The sequence below is a fragment of the Acidobacteriota bacterium genome (assembly GCA_009838525.1).
Taxonomy (GTDB): domain Bacteria; phylum Acidobacteriota; class Vicinamibacteria; order Vicinamibacterales; family UBA8438; genus VXRJ01.
The window spans coordinates 1-17,895 of sequence record VXRJ01000027.1 but is presented as its reverse complement, the minus strand read 5'-3'; the positions used below and the strand labels follow the sequence as shown (position 1 = coordinate 17,895).

General features: G+C 64.0%; 16 protein-coding genes and 1 pseudogene. 4 read left to right on the top strand and 13 right to left on the bottom strand.

Annotated elements, in window-relative coordinates; all coding sequences use genetic code 11:
- Window positions 1-149: 149 nt before the first annotated feature.
- From F4Y45_11585 to F4Y45_11555, 7 genes and pseudogenes are all read right to left on the bottom strand, one after another.
- Window positions 150-284, bottom strand: a pseudogene (locus F4Y45_11585) (AAA family ATPase).
- Window positions 278-580, bottom strand: a complete 303-nt coding sequence (locus F4Y45_11580) for a hypothetical protein (protein MXY25148.1) — start codon at window positions 578-580, stop codon at window positions 278-280. The pseudogene F4Y45_11585 and the gene F4Y45_11580 overlap by 7 nt, the downstream one beginning before the upstream one ends.
- A 196-nt stretch (window positions 581-776) precedes the next feature.
- Window positions 777-2,039 carry a DGQHR domain-containing protein gene (locus F4Y45_11575; protein ID MXY25147.1) on the bottom strand — a complete coding sequence of 421 codons (1,263 nt, stop codon included), beginning with the start codon at window positions 2,037-2,039 and terminating at the stop codon, window positions 777-779.
- On the bottom strand, window positions 2,039-2,563 hold the full coding sequence (locus F4Y45_11570; protein MXY25146.1) for a hypothetical protein: 525 nt from the start codon (window positions 2,561-2,563) through the stop codon (window positions 2,039-2,041). The genes F4Y45_11575 and F4Y45_11570 overlap by 1 nt, the downstream gene beginning before the upstream one ends.
- Before the next feature lie 19 nt (window positions 2,564-2,582).
- Window positions 2,583-3,422, bottom strand: coding sequence for a phosphoadenosine phosphosulfate reductase family protein (locus F4Y45_11565; GenBank protein MXY25145.1), 840 nt, complete (start codon window positions 3,420-3,422; stop codon window positions 2,583-2,585).
- A complete protein-coding gene (locus tag F4Y45_11560; GenBank protein MXY25144.1) occupies window positions 3,419-6,811 on the bottom strand; it encodes an ATP-binding protein in 3,393 nt (1,130 codons plus the stop codon). Before F4Y45_11560 ends, F4Y45_11565 begins: the two co-directional genes overlap by 4 nt.
- A complete protein-coding gene (locus tag F4Y45_11555) occupies window positions 6,811-7,770 on the bottom strand; it encodes a DUF4007 family protein (GenBank protein ID MXY25143.1) in 960 nt (319 codons plus the stop codon). Before F4Y45_11555 ends, F4Y45_11560 begins: the two co-directional genes overlap by 1 nt.
- A gap of 153 nt (window positions 7,771-7,923) precedes the next feature.
- On the opposite strand from F4Y45_11555, the gene F4Y45_11550 reads away from it, so the two are divergent.
- Window positions 7,924-9,120, top strand: coding sequence for a cysteine desulfurase (locus F4Y45_11550; protein ID MXY25142.1), 1,197 nt, complete (start codon window positions 7,924-7,926; stop codon window positions 9,118-9,120).
- An 87-nt stretch (window positions 9,121-9,207) separates the two neighbouring features.
- On the opposite strand, the gene F4Y45_11545 is transcribed toward F4Y45_11550, so the two are convergent.
- The 4 genes from F4Y45_11545 to F4Y45_11530 form a co-directional block, all read right to left on the bottom strand.
- On the bottom strand, window positions 9,208-9,612 hold the full coding sequence (locus F4Y45_11545; GenBank protein MXY25141.1) for a type II toxin-antitoxin system VapC family toxin: 405 nt from the start codon (window positions 9,610-9,612) through the stop codon (window positions 9,208-9,210).
- Window positions 9,609-9,872: a hypothetical protein gene (locus F4Y45_11540; protein ID MXY25140.1), complete on the bottom strand. Its 264-nt coding sequence runs from the start codon at window positions 9,870-9,872 to the stop codon at window positions 9,609-9,611. Before F4Y45_11540 ends, F4Y45_11545 begins: the two co-directional genes overlap by 4 nt.
- 137 nt (window positions 9,873-10,009) lie before the next feature.
- Window positions 10,010-10,483 carry a hypothetical protein gene (locus F4Y45_11535; GenBank protein ID MXY25139.1) on the bottom strand — a complete coding sequence of 158 codons (474 nt, stop codon included), beginning with the start codon at window positions 10,481-10,483 and terminating at the stop codon, window positions 10,010-10,012.
- Window positions 10,484-10,691: 208 nt separating this feature from the next.
- A complete protein-coding gene (locus F4Y45_11530; protein MXY25138.1) occupies window positions 10,692-11,081 on the bottom strand; it encodes a hypothetical protein in 390 nt (129 codons plus the stop codon).
- A 124-nt stretch (window positions 11,082-11,205) separates the two neighbouring features.
- On the opposite strand from F4Y45_11530, the gene F4Y45_11525 reads away from it, so the two are divergent.
- From F4Y45_11525 to F4Y45_11515, 3 genes are read left to right on the top strand one after another with little or no spacing between them, the layout of a single operon-like run.
- Complete coding sequence (locus tag F4Y45_11525; protein ID MXY25137.1) at window positions 11,206-11,721, top strand: hypothetical protein; 516 nt, start codon at window positions 11,206-11,208, stop codon at window positions 11,719-11,721.
- 33 nt (window positions 11,722-11,754) lie between these two features.
- A complete protein-coding gene (locus F4Y45_11520) occupies window positions 11,755-13,719 on the top strand; it encodes a PQQ-binding-like beta-propeller repeat protein (GenBank protein ID MXY25136.1) in 1,965 nt (654 codons plus the stop codon).
- On the top strand, window positions 13,695-14,720 hold the full coding sequence (locus F4Y45_11515; GenBank protein MXY25135.1) for a hypothetical protein: 1,026 nt from the start codon (window positions 13,695-13,697) through the stop codon (window positions 14,718-14,720). The genes F4Y45_11520 and F4Y45_11515 overlap by 25 nt, the downstream gene beginning before the upstream one ends.
- A gap of 87 nt (window positions 14,721-14,807) precedes the next feature.
- On the opposite strand, the gene F4Y45_11510 is transcribed toward F4Y45_11515, so the two are convergent.
- Together F4Y45_11510 and F4Y45_11505 are read right to left on the bottom strand one after the other, a co-directional pair.
- A complete protein-coding gene (locus tag F4Y45_11510) occupies window positions 14,808-15,860 on the bottom strand; it encodes a DUF3500 domain-containing protein (GenBank protein ID MXY25134.1) in 1,053 nt (350 codons plus the stop codon).
- A 104-nt stretch (window positions 15,861-15,964) separates the two neighbouring features.
- Window positions 15,965-17,713, bottom strand: coding sequence for a hypothetical protein (locus tag F4Y45_11505; protein MXY25133.1), 1,749 nt, complete (start codon window positions 17,711-17,713; stop codon window positions 15,965-15,967).
- Between the last annotated feature and the right edge of the window lie 182 nt (window positions 17,714-17,895).

The following is a 17,895-nucleotide window of genomic DNA, read 5'->3' as shown; positions in this document are numbered from 1 at the left end:
AAGGCCGAGCACGCGGTCGACATCGAGACCGGCGTGGTCGTCGGCGTCACGCGGTGCAGGATGCCGATGCCGGCGACACGCAGACGATGGTCGAAACGTTGATCACCGCGGCGGAGCAGGTCGAGGCGGTCCTGCCGGACGGGGCCGGCGTCGACGAGCAGGCCGAAACGCTCCTCGAAGCCGAGCGTGGCGGCTTCGCCGGTCTGCAGTTGTTGCTGGAAGGCGTCGGCCATCGCGCCGAGCTTCATGGCGTTGAGCTTGTCGAGCGTGTGTTCGGTCAGCATCGGTCTCCCTCCTCGTGGGTCGTGGCGTAGTAGTCGGCGACGCGGATGTTGGCGTGCGTCGGTGTAGGGCTGGTCTCGGCGGGCGGTTCGAGGGCCAGGCGGCCCTGGCCGGGGTCGAGGATATTCTTGACGGTCTGATAGCGGCAGGAGTCGAGCGAAAGCGCGCAGGCGCAGGCCGCTTCGAGGCGGCGGTTTCCGTGGCGCCGCCCCAATCGCATGATCCCCAGGCAGGCGCGATAACCCTGCTCCGGGCGTGGGCGGCTCCGCAGGATCCGGCGCACCAGCTCTCCGGTCACCGGTCCGACCTTCTCGGCCCGGCGGATCAGCCGTGACGGTGACCACTGCGCAGGTCATCGAGATATTGAAGGACAGCGACGCGGAGCCGATCTGGAACCTGTCTGACGCTATTGACGGAATCCTGAGGAAGCGAGAGGCGGCATAGCGTGGCCGTACGCCAAAGGGCGTGAACGCCCAGAACGTACAGCTCTGGAATTAGATAAGTTTCTTTGGCAACTCCGCCCACTCGTTGCCGGTGTCCCGCCTGTACCTATCCAACAACGTCTCCTTCGAGTAGCGCTCGGTGTTCCTCCCGATCATGTATGACAACACCTCGCGCAAGGTGACTTTGTGTCCATTCAGGATCGTCTTCTTGTTCGAATCCCACATGAGCCCCTCAAACGGCGCCTCGTCGAGTCGCCGCGGCAGCCGGGCCGCAGTCGTGACCGCTTGCGAGAGGCTCATATCGACTGTCAGACGGGAGATAACGAGAGCGAAGATCTCCAAGCCGATAGGTCGAAACAACGCATTCCCGCCGTGGTTCCCGCGGTGTTTCTTCACAACTGGTTCCGTATTCTCGGCCGAAAAGAAACTGTCGAGTTCCTTAAAGTGCTTGCCAAGCTGAACGAATAGCTCCTGTGCATATTCGAAGTAGCCGTCGAGTTTCTCGTCGCCCGGCCGGACTCTCTGCAGGTCGGACTTCTTTGCTCGCAACTCGAACTTAGCCTGAGTGAACAGTATGGCCAATATGTCGTACAGGTTGCCGATCGTCGTCAGGCTCGTGGTGTTGGTGACGGGCATGTTGTTGTTTGCAACAAAGGCGATGCGCTGTCCGGAAAACAGATCGGTTTCCTCAATCAGGCGACGCACACAGATGGCCATGACATCATCTTCATCCAGCGCAATAATGTCGCCCTTGGAGACCGGCCTCGCGGTCTTGTTCAGCGTCGTGAACAGCCTGCGGGTCCGCTCCAGTCCCTGCCGGGTGTCCCGATGTCCAACGACGATCACTGACACTTCATCGTAGGGATCGTTATCGAGGCCGTCCTTGACCGCCTGTTTGATACCGGCAAGACGGTGCTGTCCGTCCAGGGCGAACAGTTTTTCGTCTCCACGGAGCGTGAGGAATCCCACCGAAGCGACAGTTTCCTCGCGCAGGTCTTTGAGCCACGGGGTGTTGCCTCTGCTCTGAACATCGGAAAGCGCATGCCAGTTAGGCTGTCCACTGTATGTGGCGAGAACGAGTGAATTGAAGAATCGTTCCGACTGCCCCTTGAGGTACTCGGCGATCTGTGCGCCCCTACCTCTCTCGAGCTCTCGTTGGATCATATCTGAGAGCGCGTGGTTCTTGTGGATCTCCTCGGCGTAACGAACTCGTGCACTCAATTGTCCGAGATCCATCAGGCAGGAGTAATAAATCCAGTCTCCCATGACGCCGCGTAGCGCGGGCAAAACGATTTCTTTCAATTCGTTAGGCATCAGCCAAAAGCCCCCTGCATGTGCCTTATCTCGGCCTTCAGGTCGCGTTTCGAAAACGGCGGCATAAGCGCGGTATTGAGCTGTTGCTCCAGTGTCTCTAGGTCCTCGGACGAAACATCGTCGCCAACCGGCGCGAAGTAGAATCGTAACACTTGACGCCAAGTCCCGATCATATATGCAATGCTCGCACGCTTCAGTACCTTCTTTTCGTTGAGATAATCCTTATACCGATCTCTCAGGGGACGATTGGATTTCCGGCCTGCGATCCCGATATAGAGGATGTATCCGTGAGGTGGCAGCACGTCGTTAGCCTGGCAGACAGCGAAGGCATAGATCCCTCGCTTGTCGGCGGGAACCCTGTCCACCTGGTCGCCGTCGCCATAGCTGACAAAGTCCCATGCAAGGGTCGGAATGGCGTGCTCGCCGGCCATCAGAGCGTCAGGAGACAGTGTGACAGTGACTCTGAAGTCGCCGATGGCGGTGTTGGCGCGGTTCGCGAAGTCTCCGAGAGGGTCGATGGCCAAGCGTTCAGGTCCTTTCACATTACTTGTGACACGCTAGGCAGACTTTCGCTTTGCCGTACAAGTCGTCGATGTCGAGCGGCTCGCGGTTCGGTCGTAGCGGGTTGGGCCGGACCTTCGAGCGTGCGCGAGCAAGCCGTAACTCGTGATCCTGCCTGATCTGCGCAATGCGTTCGGGGCGTTCCAGTTCTTCTAGTGATTCCCCCTGACTCCAGGTGAACGGCGAGCCGTGTGCCACGGCATCTTTCTCGTATGCTTTGGCTTCCTCGAACGCCTCGGGATGCTGCTCCTTGAGGCGCACCCATTCGATCTTCTGCTGGAAGAAGCAGAAGGTGCAGCCGCTGCGGGTGCGCCACGAATAGTACGTCGGCAGACCGAGCCCGGTCCCGTCAAGAAGTTCTAGCACACCGACCTTGTCGATGCCGGCTTCTTTGAAGGGCAGCTTGACCACGAGCCTGTCGTGCTTGGACGAATAGCCTTCGCGGTATTCCTCGTCGCTGCGGATCGCGACATAGCTGTAGATGGTGGCTCCGTCGGCCAGGAGTGGCCGAAGCCAGTGCTCGAACGGACGCAGCTTGAGTTGCCGCGTGCACCAGCGCGTCTGTGGCGACGGTAGGAAATCGTTGTACTGCTTGAGCCAAAAATCGAAATCCCGGTCGGGATTCAAACGCAGGATCGGTTTCCCGAGGAAGCCTTCAAGCCGACCGAGATACTCGTACACCTCGGGCAATTCCTTGCCTGTGTCCGTGAAGAAGTACTCGATGTCCAGTTCCGGGCGATGCTGCCGCATGTAGACGGCGAGCGCTGCGCTGTCTCGCCCGCCGGACAGGCCAAGCACGTGCTTCGCGGAGTTGACCGTCAAGAGGCGGCTCTTCCTCTCCCACGTGTGTGTGGGGGCACGGACTCCTGCATGTAGTGCGTGCTGAGTTCGGACAACGCCGCAAGAACGATGCTGCGGTGGCTGGTGTCGGCTTGTTCCAGGGCCGCGGCGATACGCTCGGTGAGGCCGTTTACTGCGGCGCGGTCGGAATCCGCGATGTGGAATTCCGCCAGCAACGGTGTTGGGCGACTGTCGACTCCGATGACGACGGCTATCGCCTGCCGTTTGTCTGGACGGCCCTTGACGCGTGCGTAGGTTTCGGCACGCAGGAACTTCTGGGCCATGTCCGCGAGCTCGACGGCCGCGTGGTCGATGTCGGTATCGACCCAGTCACGCGGCGGCTTGTTCGTCGCAAGGCTGGCGATGCCTTCAAAACTCTCATCGGAGCCGTTGAATTGCGCCAACCGGCCGACGAAGGCTTCGAGTCGGAAGTCGCCGGCAAGCTGCCTGATGTTCTCGGCTCGTGCGCGCAGCTCTGCGAGTGACTGCGGGGAGATGTTCGGGACCTGCAACTCGTCCAGCATGATGTCGCGCAAGCGGCGCAGCATGGACGGGTACGCTTGCACCAATTCCTCGAGCCCCTCGCCAACACTTGCGATGACACGGCGCAAATCCTCGTTGTTCGTCAACGAAACTTCCTCGCCCAGCGTTGCTGGAATGTCGTCGAACAGGAACTGGTTCGGGTCGTGCGCTCGCTTGAACAGGTCGCGGGTTCTCGCGGCATTCGCGGACAAGCGCATTGTCCGCTTGGTCCAGTTCGGGAGATGGTCGTAGATCGCGACAAGGCCGCGCCCGACATCGATGGGCTCCAGATGCACAAGCTCGTTCGTCTTGTCGAGATTGCGAACGACTTCCGCCATGCCCGACAGCAGGCGCCGCGCAACCTCACCAAGGTCCATCCAGCGCAACTGGATGAAGCTCGGGTCCTTCGCAAGATGGTCCACGTCCACGTCGTCGAACTTTGCCCTGAATATGCCGTCACGGTAGACGGCTATCTTGTCGCGCTGCGACATCACGAAGGCGACGGCGAGGATCGGCATCATGCCGTCCTTTACACCGAAAGGCGGCTTGCGCCATTCGTCGAACAACTCGGAGATGGCGACTGTACGGTCGGCATGCACCTTTATATGTTCGAGTGCCTTCTGCCATATACGGGCTAGGTGACATGGATCGTCCTCGCTTGCGACTGGTGAAACGAAACGCCATATCTTTCCTTGCTGCGAGTAGAGGCCGGTCGCCTCCAGCATGGATACAAACAAACCGCCCTCGGCTGGGAAAGCGTCGATGCCGAGGCGGGGTTCGCCATCGTTCAGGACCATCCGTCGCAACAGGTTGTTCTGCGCCGCGATGGCGTTGCTCGATGGTTTCTGGCGGTTCAGCAACTCGTTGTGCAGTCGGGGCGATTCCGCGAAGCGGCGATCGGCTAGTTCGGAGGCGATAGCGTTCAAATCGGCCTGCCGCAGGCGTTTTGGTTGATGGTTCTTGCGGAACCACAGGGCATTGTCGAACGCCTTGAGCAATTCCGTTTCGAGCCACGCCTGCAACTCCGCAAGGCGTGCGGAAACCTCCCGCCGCGCCACGGCATCCCCGGCGAGTTCCGGGTGATCGCTACTGACGCCTTGGAGCGCGAACAGCTCGCGCACCAGCGGCACGACGGCCCATGATCTCTTCGAGACCCCGACGACGATATCCCACGCGCCGCTGTGCCGTGCCGCCTTGCGGCACAGGTCTTCGGCGTGCTCCTCGCTTTCTCCCTCTGCGGGAATAGCTAGTAGGAACTGCCCGATCGCACCGTTCTCCGGCACGAATCCGGCGGCGAATGCAACAATGTCGCTGACCGGAACGACGTTTACGTCGAACCATCTGAGCACGCCGGTTTCGTGATAGTGCCGCTTGGCAAGGATCGGTTGAAGTCCGGCGAGTGTCTTCAGTTCCTTGAGATCGATCTCGTCGATCTCGTCGAGCGCAGCGCGGACTGCTTGGTCGATATCGAAATCGCTGCCCGCAAAGATAGCGCGGGCATCTAGGAATTTCTTGAAGATGGTGAACGACCCCTCGTCCAGTCGGGACAGCGCTGTCTCGAGCGCCTTGGCGGAAGTGTCGGGAAAACAGGCACCGAGCAGGTCTAAACTCGCGACAAGCCCAGAGCGCTCCTTGAACAGGTCAATCACGGCGATTGTCTTGAGCAACCTGATATGGAGCGCATCGCCGCCATTGGCCTCGCAGCGTTCGAGCGCTTCGACTGCCAACGCCCACCGGTGGCCGTCGGGGGAAGCGAGGATGGACGGTTCCAGATTGGCGCGCAAGTAATCCCAAAGCCGGTCGGGACCGTACAGCTCGCCGTCGCCGACATAGTTCAGGAAGTCCTGGAATCCGTGCGGTTCAGAAGAATTCAGGAAGCCGAATATGCTCCGCTGGTTCTGTCCGAAGCGCCGTCGCGAAATCGGACCAAGCACACATGCGACAACCGGATGCAGCGGCCAGCATGCTTCGAGCATATCTGCCAACCGCTTCGCGTCACCGCCGCGGTCGCGCCGCGCGATAGCCGCGACGGCAGATGCTAGCGGACCGGGTTTCTGTGGACGGTGGTCGCTTTCGATAGCGTGCGAGATCAAATCGATCTGTTCCTCGCCCGCCGTGGTAACGACGAGATCGATGAACCGTCCCTGAATCTTCGCCCACTCGTCACGGATCTCGCGCGACAGCCGGTGTGCGTATTCCTCAAACGCCTGGTGCAGCACGCCGACGACAAGGAAACGCCCTTTGCTGCGCGACGCCGCCTCGGCGAGTTGCTGGAGCAAGTAAATATCAGAGCCGTCCTGGGAAGCGCCCTCGAGGAATTTGCCCATCTCGTCGATGAACAAGATCAGCCCGCCGTGCGTTCTGGGCTTTTCGGCGGCAGCCTCCGTCAGAGCCGTTGTCAGATTGCTCTCGGTCCAGCCGCCGCGCGGTCGCCGCGACACGAGGCCGGTCCGCTTCGCAGCTTCGCCGATGACAGCTACGGGATCCTCGCGTCGCGCAACGACTGGAAGGATGCGCCATCCTTTCGTTCCCGTTGGCAATGCTCCGTGGATCGTTCTTGCGAGTCTCTCGCCGAAGACCCTCTCTGCATCCTTCTGCAACCCGCCGTTACCGTTCAGCAAGGCACTGAGGGCCACGACGAGACTCGACTTGCCGCTGCCGTAGGGACCCGTCCAAGTGAACGCACCCTGTCCCGCTTCGGAGACGTGGCGCGCCATCGTCTCAAGGATGTCGGCAGCGGACTGCGGGCAGACAAAGCCCTCAAGGGCGGCGGTATCGCCGAGATCTGTATCGATGCGAATCGATTTCAGAAAACGCCGGGCTATGCGGACGCGCTCGTTCAAAGTCACTAGGCGACCTCCCTTTCGGCAGGTGCGCCGTAGTCGCCCGGAATCCAGGACAGTGCGTCGCTCTCATTGACTGCGATGTTGCGCACGACCTGTTTCAACCCGGCAGTCTCGGACCAGCGCAGCGCGCCGCCCGTGACTTCGTCGAGCGCGGCAAGCCGGTCGACGACATCGTTCTCGTCGAATTGGAACACGCGGCCCGGTCCGCCTGGCGCGTGTGCGACGGCCTCAAAGGACAGCGTCGCCGCGTTCGGCGCGTAGCGCGACCAGAACTCGATCAGAGCGCAAGTGAAGACGCCGTCGCCCAAGGTCGTCTTCGAGCCGCGCACGAAGCGAAAGCCATCCTTCTTGCCGATGGCCTTGATCAGCCCAAGCTCCGTCAGGGGCGACTCAAGCGCGTCGTCGTGTCCTGCGTTACCGGAAGGCCGCCGTGCGACGTAGGTGCGGATGAAACAGGCGACGTCGTTCTTGACGGTCGTATTAGCGACTCTCGACCAGTTGCGGTCCTTCGCGAGCCGGCCGAGCCTCTTGACCATACCGTCGCGTTCAAAAGTGATCGCCGGGTAATGGCTGAACGCCCAGAACCATGTCGTCTTGTCTGCGCTCGCCGCCAACTGCCAATGGATCAGCCAGAGCGTCGCCGGGTGCTCCATATACAAGTCGAGGCCCTTCGGGCCGAACAGCAGACGGCCAAGCTCCGTCGTCCGGACGGAATTGATCGCGGGCTCCTCGATCACACGGGCGGCCTTGGCCCAATGACGCATGGACGCGACCATGTTCTTGCCGACGCCGAATCGCGCGATTGCGGCATCACCCCAACAGGCGGCCCTGTTGTCGGGTTGACCCTCGGTTTCCGCGACGCGGTCGAAGGCCTTTTTCAGCCACCCATAGCGTAGTGGGAAGGTCTCGTGGCCCGAAAACTGCGGTTTATAGACCTCGTGATAGAGTGGTCCGCGTCCCATCCCCTCCCGGCTCCTGGACGATGCCTCCAGTCCGACTGTAGCCCACGAGGCGTGCTATAGTCAACGCGGCACTGGAGGCTACATCCAGAAGCAAGCGTTCATCTGAGAATCGCGGCAACGGACACGTGGTTTGCCTATAACTCATTGAAAACAATGAAGATCGGTAGCACCATATACTTCGACCATCAGGCGACGACGCCGGTCGACTATCGTGTCTTAGCCGAAATGATGCCGCTTTTTTGCGATTCGTTTGGCAATCCGCACTCGTCGGATCACAGCCTCGGGTGGGAATCTGCGTGCGCCATCGATGAGGCCGCCGCACGAGTCGCCCGGTTGGTCGGTGCAGACGCGGACGAGGTCGTTTTCACCTCTGGTGCAACCGAGTCAAACAACCTCGCCCTGCTCGGGCTCGGACGCCGCCTTGCCGGCGGCAAGCGCCGCCGGATCTTGATGAGTGCCGTTGAGCATAAGAGCGTGCTCTTTGTTGGCAGGGTCCTGAGTGAGCAGTGTGGATTCACCGTCGAGTCTATTCCCGTCGGTAGTGAGGGCTTTGTGGAACTCTCAGCTCTCGATGCAGTGCTGGATGACGATGTGCTAGTTGTGTCGGTCCTGGCGGTGAATAACGAAATCGGAACGATTCAGGACATCGCGCGACTCTCGGGGCTCATTCGGAGTTGCGGAGCCGTATTCCATTGCGATGCGGCGCAAGCGCCTGTGGCGATGAGCATCGAAGAGATTGCGCTGTACAGTGACATCGTCAGTCTCTCGGCGCACAAGATGTACGGGCCGAAGGGCATCGGCGCCGTCTGTGTTTCCCGTCAACTGCAAGACAAGATCGAGCCCGTCGTGTACGGCGGAGGTCAGCAGAACGGTCTTCGCTCGGGCACCGTACCCGTACCGCTTTGCGTCGGCATGGGCGCAGCAGCGAACCTACTAGCCGGCGGCGATGCCGATGAACGCCGCGCCGAACTACGTCGCCGTACGGATATGTTCGTTGACGGCCTGAAAGGGTTGTCGTGGCCGATTGCGGTAAACGGTCCGATGGGAAGTGCCCGTCATCCGGGCAACGCCAGCATTCGCTTCGTCGGCTTCGAGGCGCACGACATTCTGAGTGCACTCCAGCCGCGACTCGCAGCCTCCACGGGCTCCGCCTGCACGTCGGGAATCCCGGAACCGTCACACGTCCTGAGGGCTATCGGTCTGGACCAGGAGGAAGCAGAATCGTCTGTCCGCTTTAGCCTCGGCTTCAGCACGAGCGATGAAGACGTTGATGAGGCTGTCGGCCTGATCCAAGAGACGTTGGCGAGACTCTCGAAGGCCCAACTAGTGCAGGGGATTCCCCGGCGGTGATTTCGGGTAGGGCGGTCGATACCAATGAAGCGGCCGCTCCCCCCGGCCTTGGGCGGTGGTGGCCTCCACGGGTGGTTCGCGGCGTGTTCATGGCACTAGGCCGTCGAGCGGCATCCAGGCCACACCGTCCACATCCGCGAAGTGCCGGTCCGCTGACAGGAGATCGGCGCCGGTCTCCAGCGCGTGCGCTGCTATCCAGATGTCGTTCGAAGGAATCGGACGGCCTCTTGCGCGCAGCTTGGCCGCGATCCGTGCGTAGCGGTCGGCCGTCGTGTAGCTGACCGGCGCGACAGTGACGTAGGGGCTGTCAATAAAGGCCTGCAGTTCCCGGAGGTTGCGGTCCAGGCGCGAGCCCCGGCGAAAGCCGTACAGCAGCTCGCCGATGACAACCGTCGACAGCAGGACCTCCTCGGACGCGCGGACGATTTCCGCGGCGCGGGGATGGCCGCGCTTCAGATGCGAATAGGCGTTCGAGTCCAGCAGGATTCTCATTGCCACATCGACTCGTCAATCTCCGCGAGGTCCGCCAGCGCCCGATCCATGGCTTCCGCTTCGTCACGCGTCCAGGTGCCGATCAGGTGATCCAGCGACGTTCCGACCACGGATCGGCCACCCTGCGGCGCGCCGATGCCGGCGCCGCGCCGCAGCAGCTTGAGGACGGCTTGGTTCAGCGAGATGCCGTCCTGATTCGCCAGGCGCCTGATGCGGTTGATTAGTGCTTGATCGAATCCCCGTACCGTCAATTGTTGCACCCCGCCCTCCATGATTCATATTCGACTCATTGTGACTCACACTATAGACTCACGTCGAGCGTGTGTCATCGCGATCTTGCCGCGCCGCTCAGCATCTGACGCGTTGGTTGGCGAGCGGACATGTAGCCAACTTCTTCCTATTCCCAGTACTGCGCTGCGAATTGCAGCGTGCGAAGGAGCGGAAACCGCTGTGGAATCGCCGCGCGTTCGACCTTTCGGTGCCGGATACCGTCCCGGATTTCCCTCATGAAATCTTCAATGAAGACCACTCGACCTCCAGCGATACTCTCTCGCGTCCTGCCGCCGAAGACGAATAGCGCGATCTGAGCGACTTCGCCGGGAATCGCCATGCCTGGAAACAACCCGGGAATGTACACGCGGCCCGCCTCGAACTTCCTCGCGTACCGCTCCTCACGCTTTGCCCACGTGTGCGCGTCAAGCGATGGCTCGATCTGGACCAACGAGCGTTCCTCGGGATGGAACGCGACAATGTCAAGCTCGGCCTCGTAGCCTCCTGCAGGTCGCTTGCCAACTTGGACGTTCCGACGGACGAAGTACCCGCGGAATTCGTACCATTCTGCGACTAGCGACTCCAGGTGGTTCTCTGCCATGTATGGCTCGTTCTCCCCGATCTGCCTCGAGACTACCGTGGGAAAGCTCCCGTAGCAGGTTGGTTTCCGGGCGTCGCACTACCCGGCAGCCCCCGAGCAAGAAACCATCCGCGCGAGGTGGTCGAGATGGCGCTGATGGTCAGCAGTAGAGTCGATTCGACCCATCCTCGCGCCCGTCTGTCACCACTAGCGGGATCCGGCTGGTCGCTCACTCTCTTGGCCAGTGGTCGCCGAAAGGACCGAACATCTGCGCGAACAGGTCCTCGACTTCAAGGAGCTTCTTGTCACGGCGGGCGAATTCGTCATCGTCGTTTAGCGCTTCATGGCGCCAGTCTGCGATGGCCTGACAGACGATACCGAACGCCGGTCTAGGGTCAGAACTCGTGGTCGCACCGCCCACGGTCTCGCGGGCGGCTCTCACCAGCTCAGCCGCCCGCCGATAGCGATCGGCGTCCTCGTGCCCTTGGTCGACGGCGCGCTGTAGCTGATGTTGCGCCTCGAACAGGTAGGTCTCGTAGTTTTCGATACCCACGCCGTCCTCGCTGAGTTTTAACCCCAGCGCCTTGAACTGCTCCCGGTATCGCTCTAGCTCTGTCACGCGCCCTCCTGCGATTGATGTCCTCGTACGGCGCTACACCCTGTCGCCTCGACGGCCTCGGACTGCGCCGTGGTCCAACTCGATATCGCTACGCCTTCAGTGTAGCTGTGGCTTGCCATGAACGATGGCGCGCACGACGTGGTCAATTGCTGACTATAATCCTCTCGCTTACCCATGCTTGGGGAGTGGCCCCAGACCGGAGGACACCAGAATGTTGAAGTGGAAGATTCTCGCGCTGGTCGGTTTCGTGGTCGGAATCGCCGGCGCCGGCTGGGCGGTGGCGGAGCAGCAGCGGTCCGCGTCACAGGTATTCGAGCTGCGCGTCTACAAGACGATGCCGGGCAAGCGGCAGGCGCTCGCCGACCGGTTCCGCGATCACACCGCCGCGATGTTCGAGCGGGCCGGGATGACGAACGTCGGCTACTTCAACGCGACGACGGGGGACGATGTGGACGACACGTTCATCTATGTCCTGGGCTACCCCTCGCACGAGGCCCGCGACGAGATGTGGCGCGAGCTGGGCACCTACGAGGATTTCCAGGAGCTGATCATCGCGGTCGAACGCGACGAGCAGCGGAAGCTCGTCGACACCATCGACGCGCGCATGATGGAACCGACGTCGTACTCCGCGCTCAAGTAGCGGCAGGCTGGCAACGATCGCGGAGGCTGAGGAATGACAGTGCGTACGACGATGGGCATGTCCCGCCGGCAGGACGTTGGCGCCCTCGTCCTGGTTGCCGCGCTCACCGGCGCCGCGACGGCGGCCGCCCAGCAGGGCGTGAGCGGCGACTGGCGCGTTCACGGAGGCGACGCCGGCTACACGCGCTACTCGGCCCTCGATCAGATCGACGCGAGCAACGTCGGCGACCTGCAGATAGCCTGGCGGCGCGCCGCGGTCGATCAGTCGCTGATCGACCGCTGGCCGGACCTGCAGTATTCGAACCAGCTTCGCGCGACGCCGATCATGGTGGAAGGCGTCCTGTACGCCTCGAACGGCATCGGCCTCGTGGAAGCGTTCGATCCCGGGACCGGCGAGACCATCTGGGTGCAGGACGCGACGTTTCTCGGGGACGAGCGCCCGCGCGGCGCCCCGAACCGTGGCGTCGGCTGGTGGGAGGACGGGGAAGACCGTCGCATCTTCGCCATCCGGCCGCCGCACCTGATGGCGATCGACGCCGACACGGGCCGGATGATCGAGAGCTTCGGCGACGCCGGACTGGTCGATCTCACCTACGACGAGGCCACCGGCTACTCCGGCACGTCGCCGCCGGTCGTCGTCAAGGACGTGGTGATTCTCGGAAGCGCGATGGCGGATCACCCGTTTACGAAGGAGCAACACCCGGGCGACGTGCGCGCCTATGACGTCCGGACCGGCGAGCTGCGCTGGACCTGGAGCCCGATCCCGAAGGCGGGCGAGCCGGGGGTCGAGACGTGGCTCGACGATTCATGGACCTACTCCGGCATGGCGAACGTCTGGACGATGTTCAGCGCCGACCTGGAACTCGGCTACGTCTACCTGCCGACCGGAGCGCCGACCAACGACATGTACGGCGGCCACCGCCCCGGCAACAACCTGTACGCCAACAGCCTGGTCTGCGTCGACGCCGAGACGGGTGAGATGGTCTGGTACTTTCAGACCGTGCACCACGACCTGTGGGACTACGACAACAATGTTGCGCCGATCCTCATGGACCTGGAAGTCGAGGGACGTCCGGGCGTCACGAAGGCGGTCGTTCAACTCACGAAGCAGGCGATGGCCTACACGTTCGACCGGGTGACGGGCGAGCCGATCTGGCCGATCGAGGAGCGTCCGGTGCCCGGCTCGGATACGCCGGGCGAGTGGATCTCGCCGACCCAGCCCTTCCCCACCAAGCCGCTGCCCTTCGACCGGCACGGCATCACCGAGGATGACCTGATCGACTTCACGCCGGAACTGAAGGCCGAGGCGCTCGAAATCGTCGAGCCGTACATACTGGGCGAGATCTATACGCCGCCGTCCATCCGGGGCGACGCGGCGACCGACACCAAGGGGACGCTGCAGCTGCCCGGTTCCGTCGGCGGGGCGGAATGGGGTGGCGCCGGGTTCGATCCCGAGACCGGCATGCTCTATGTGCCCTCGGTGACCGGCGCGTTCGCGGCAGACCTCACCCCCGGTAACCCGGACCGGATGAACGTCCGGTACACGCGAGGTACGCGCGCCTTCCCCGACGGCCCGCGCGGCCTGCCACTGACGAAGCCGCCCTACGGTCGGATTACGGCGATCGACATGACAACCGGCGATCATGTCTGGATGGTCCCGAACGGCGACGGTCCGCGGAACCACCCGGACCTCGCGCATCTCAACCTGCCGCCGCTCGGGCAGCCGGGCCGTTCGATGCCGTTGCTGACGAAGACGCTGCTGTTCGTCAGCGAGGGCGATCCGATCATGGTCCGCACGCCGCCCGGGGCCGGTCCGGATGCCGGCAGGGGCTTCCGCGCGTTCGACAAGGTGACCGGCGACATGGTCTGGGAGACGACGTTCCCGGCCGGGACGAACGGCTCGCCGATCACCTATCTGCACGACGGCAAGCAGTACATCGTCATGCCGATCGGATCGCTCGAACACCCTGGCGAGTGGATCGCCCTCGCGTTGCCATAGCCGCCCGGGCGGAGACGATGCCGATGCGGGCGATAGGCCTCGCAGTGGTCGTGGTAGCCGCCTGGGGCACCACTTGGGCTCCTGCCACGCACGCCGCCCAAGCGTGCGACCGGTGGAACACGGAAGGATTTTTCGCAGCGGCGTCAGCCGGCGACGTCGCCGCGTGCCTGGCGGCGGGAGCGAGCGTCGATGTCCGAACCGCGAGCGGCGGGACGCCGCTGCACACCGCGGCCGCCGTAACCTCCGATGCCACCGTAGTCGAAGCGCTCCTCGACGGAGACGCCCTCGTCAATGCGCGGGACGGCAACGGCTGGACGCCGCTCCATGTCGCCGCCGCAGTTGCGAACTTCGAGATCGCGGGCGTCCTGATCGCGGCCGGTGCGAATATCGACGAAGCCGCTACGAACGGCGGGACGCCGCTGCACGCCGCCGCGAACAACAGCGCCGACCCGAACGTCATCATGCTGCTGGTCGAAGCCGGGGCCAGTCTCGACGTCCAGATGAGTAGCGGCTGGACGCCGCTGCACTCCGCCGCCAGTTACAACACGGAGCCCGCCATCGTCGACGCGCTGGTCGCCGCCGGGGCCATTGTCGACGTGCGAGACCAAAGCGGCTGGGCGCCGATCCACTGGGCGGCCGGCGCCAACTCCAACCCCGCCATCGCCGAGGCGCTTATTGCGGGGGGAGCCGACGTGGACACGCTTGACCCGCGTTACTGGACACCCCTGCACTGGGCGGCCGGCAACAATCCCAACCCGGCAATGATAGAGGCTCTGGTGCGGGCGGGCGCCGATCTGGAGGCCCGGAGCGCGCGCGGCTCGACACCGCTGCACGCGGCGGCCCGCACGAGCAAGAACCCCGCCGTGGTCGAGGCACTCCTGGATCAGGGCGCCGACCCCGACGCCACGACCATGGCGGGAAGTAGCGCCGCCGACATCGCCAGCAACAACGAGGCGCTCGCGGGAACGGATGTACTGCGCCGCCTCCAGGGCGGCGGCTGACCGGGTGCGCCGGTCCGGTCGCCGATTTGGTCCGCCGGTTTCCAGACCGGCAACTGCAGCCGGCGTGGACGCCGGCGCACCTTGGAGCTAGTGCGCCAGAGCGACGTGCTCCCGCAGCACGTCCCGTCCGAGGTCGCCGTCGAAGTCCCGGTACGCGGCGTGGATGTGGTTCGGGTCCTCCTGCGTGTTGTCGAACTCGATCAGGAACTCGGGACCCTGCACGCGGTAGTAGGCCACCTCGCCCCGTTCCGTCGGTCCGGCCCAGGCGAACCAGGTGTCGTCGAGCCCGCCGCGCTCCACCGCTGCCCGCCGCAAGGCCGCGATGTCGTCCGCCATGATTCCGACGTACGAGTCGATCACCTCCATCAGCAGATCGCGCTGCCGGGATGACAACGCCGAACCGGGAATCCCGATCGGCTCGAGCGGGTCGACCACCAGATCCGCCCCCGTGACAATGTTCTCGGGCGCGACGTCGTCGAAAATCGCCCGCTCGCGCTGACTCGCATCGAGCGACCCGAGCAGCTCGCGCGCCGAATCCTCCTGCGCCTTCATCGCCCGCATGCCCCGCCGCGGCCCGGACGGCACGTTCGCCGGATTCGCGCCAAGGAACGTCGGCGTACTCATGGTCAGGTCGCCGTCAACGACCGTGAAGTGGAGCGACAGGTGGTGGCCCTCCCACCGCCAGCCCCATGTGCTGCTCGGCTCCGGTGTGCCGAACACTGACACCCAGTAGTCCTCCTGGTCCCGTGAGAAGCGGCGGCCTTCACCTTCCAGCACACCGAGGATGCCCTCGACCTCCATGATCTGCTGCGCGGTCAGGTAGCCCTGCTGGCTCAGGCCGGAGCGGAGCAGGTCGAGCGCGCGCACCTTCTGCTCCGAGTCCATCTGGCTATAGACCATCCCGTGACGTTCGAACACCTCGGTCGGAATGAAGTGGTGCCGCGAGCGTTCGTCGGAGTCGAACGGAAACGTCGCCGCCGACCGTTGAGCGTCGGAAAGCGACGCGAGCAACTCCCGGGCCGCCTCGGCCATCTCGTCGACTGCCTTCTCGGCCTGGTACGTCTCCAGGCCGATCGTGCCGCACAAGACGACTACGACTGCCGCGGTCGCGATGCGCGCCGTCCGTCTGATGCCCGCCATCTGCTGTCTCCTCACCTCTGCCTCCTTCTATTCCGGAGCCAGCGGCGGGAGGATGCCCCGCCGCGGCGGTCGTTCCCCACCGTCGCTGTCGCCCCTCGCCACCATCAGAACGACTGCCAGGTCCCCGCGAGATCAGTCTGGCCGATCCCTGGCTCCGTCCAGTCGCAGACCCCGCCCTCAAAGACCTGGCGCAACTCCGCCTCCTGCTCGTCGGTGAACGTCGCCTCGTAGTCGGTCATGTCGATGGGCCGGAGGACGCACTTGATGACGTCGCTCGCGAGCGGCGCGCCCGCCACTTCGCGCGGTCCCGGCGAAGACGGATAGAGCTCCTCGCACCGGCCGCGTCCGCGCACCTGTTCCTCGAGGATCCGCTCCGGGCTCTCATCACGCGTCCAGCAGGCGTCAGCCAGCTCAACCGGCTTGGCGCCCACCACGTCGTCAATCCCCCGCTCGGCCGACTCGTCGGCGGTCAGGTTCGCCAACCACTCGTCCATCTGGGCCAGCGCACCCTGAAGCACCGGGCTCTGGCTGCTGTAGAGGCCGTGGCGCGCGTCCTCCACCAGCATGATGTGATTGTCCGCCCGGCCGTTCGCCCGCCGCAGCCGCTCGCGCATGGAAAACGAGTGGTAGCGGACATGAACGTCGCCCCCCTCGCGGTCATCGCTGTAGGCGCGGTAGTCGATGATTGGCGTGCCGGCCAGACCGCCGCCTCCGTTCGCGAGGCGACCTGTCTCGTAGGCGGCCCGCACCGCCTCGGGATCGGCGACCGACCGTTCCGGGCTGAAGGCTCCGTCCTGATCGAAACCGCCGACCCGCCGGTTCAGGTCGAGGAACTGCTCCACCGTGATCGCACCGTCGTTCAGTGCGCCCAAGCCGTACTGCACGCCCGTGTTGTCGAGCGGCCGCCGGACGAATCCGGTCTCCGGATCCCGCCCGAAAACGTTCGCGTAGTGACTGAACATGTCGCACCGCGCCCCGTCCGGATTGTCGGTCGGGTGGTACCGCAGTTCCTCCGGCAGCACGTCGGGGCAGAACTCGCCCACCGTGATCCGCCCGGCGTTGAGCGAGACGTTGGGCATCGTCGCGAGATTCAGGAACCCGGCCACCGCCTGCTGCTCCTCCTCCGTGAACTCCACCGCCGCCGTCTCACTGAAGTACCGGTTCAGGAGCCGCGCGTCGGTCACCATCGGCACCGTGCCGGAGGTGACGTCGGGAAAGCTGCAGCCCGGGATGATGCCATCGAGCAAACCGGGGTAGTTGTCGGCGATCTGGTGGTTCTGGTACGACCCGCCGGAGCAGCCCCACCCAATGGTGTAGCGCGGTAGCCCGTACGCCTCGATGAACCGCTCCTTCACCATCATCATCGTCTCGGCCGCCAGCAGGTCGTTGCAGTTGTTGCCGTAGACGTTGAGGGACGCCGACGCCACCGCGTAGCCCTGGCGCAGCATCACGTCGTCGGTAACGCCGCCGGTCGTCGCGCCCTGCCGGTACCAACCCCGGACGCAGCCGCCGCCGAACGTATAAATGAGCCGCCGGTTCCATCCCGGTGACGGCGTCCAGGCGTCGGGCGCCGCATCGCCCGCCCCCGGCGCGTGCAGCATGGCGATCTGGTAGACGGCCCGGTTGATCGTGCCGGTCTCGATGCGGACGACGTATGGCACCTCGTCGCCGGTGAGCGTCGTGGTCATGGCGGCGTCGGACGGCACCGTCGCCGGGTCGGCGAGCGGCCGAAGCTCCGGATCACCCGCGGCGCGGTAGGCGTAGTCGACACGCCGCGCGATCGAGCAGTGCTCGTCGAGCGGGGCGCCGAGCGTCTCACCCGACGGCAGCTCGAACGCGTCGGTTTCGCACACGAATGGCTGCTCATGCGGACCGGAAATCACCGGTCCCTGCACCGGGTGAGCGATCAGCGCCAGACTCGTCTCGCCGGCGCCCGCGCCCGGCGGCGGCCCCCACACCCCCGGCGAGGCCCGGGGGAGGCACTACCGAATGCCCCGCCACGCCAAAAGCGCACCGCCCGCCCGGGAGGGCGCCG